The organism is Corynebacterium sp. UBA2622 (assembly GCF_002339505.1).
Classification (GTDB): domain Bacteria; phylum Actinomycetota; class Actinomycetes; order Mycobacteriales; family Mycobacteriaceae; genus Corynebacterium.
Genome location: NZ_DDJO01000019.1, coordinates 1,529 through 2,517, shown reverse-complemented (window position 1 = coordinate 2,517; position 989 = coordinate 1,529). Strand labels below are relative to the sequence as shown.

The 989-nt window shown below is 72.6% G+C and carries 1 pseudogene; it reads left to right on the top strand.

The features are described 5' to 3' along the window. Positions 1-63 precede the first annotated feature (63 nt). Positions 64-989 (top strand): annotated as a pseudogene (locus tag B3611_RS08385) (hypothetical protein); the annotation flags it as partial.

Sequence of the window (989 nt, the reverse complement as noted above, 5' to 3'; positions counted from 1 at the left end):
TCCCCCCCCGCGTAGGAGATCGGCTCCTCGGGGCTCGTCTCCCCCGTGGTGGGGGGGCTGGTGGTGGCGCGCCCCGCCCCGCGGCTTCTCCCGCCCGCCACGCGCGTCTCCGAGAACCAGACGTGGGACACGGTCGGCCTCGTGCTCGAGTCGCTCGTCTTCGTCATCATGGGCCTGCAGATGCCCACCCTCCTTGACGCGGCCCATTCCTCCGGCTTCGCCATCCGCACCTGCATTCTCGTGGCGGTGGCGGTGTGGATGGTGGTCCTGCTCGTCCGGGCGGCGGTGGTTCTTCCCATGCTGGGGCAGATCCGCCGCTCCACCGAGCGCATGCAGAACCGCGCCGGGTGGCTCGAGCAGGCGGAGGAGCGCCTCGAACAGTTCGCCGAGGACCCGCGGGTGAAGGAGAGCTCGCGCGCCCGGCGCCGTGTGGAGACGGGCCGCGCCAAGGTCAGCCGGGGACGCGCCGACACCGAGTACTTCAGCAACAAGCCCCTCGGCTTCCGTGCCGGCGGGGTCATCGTCTGGGCGGGCATGCGCGGCGCTGTGACGCTGGCGGCGGCCCAGACGCTGCCGCACGACACGCCCGGCCGGGGCCTGCTCATCTTCGCCGCCTTCGCCGTGGCGGTCCTGTCGCTGGTGGTGCAGGGCGGAACGCTGCAGTGGGTCGTGGACGCGCTCCAGCCTGGTAAGGACGCGCCGAGCTCCATGGAGGAGAAGATCCGGCTGCGCAACCTGCTCGGTGAGGTGGCGGAGGGGGTTGCGGTTCCCGCGGAGCTGAACGCCGCGCTCACCGGCGCGGGCCTGTCGCACGAGCAGATTGCCCGCTACGACTCCCTGGAGCTGGCCCGCACCGTGCGCGGCTCCGACATTGCGGACACCCGGGTGCTCACGGAGCTGGCCGAATACGCGGTGGAGCGGGTCCGGGCGAAGCGCACGGCGCTTCTCGACGAGCGCGACGCCGGCCGCGTCGACGCCCCGGACTTCGA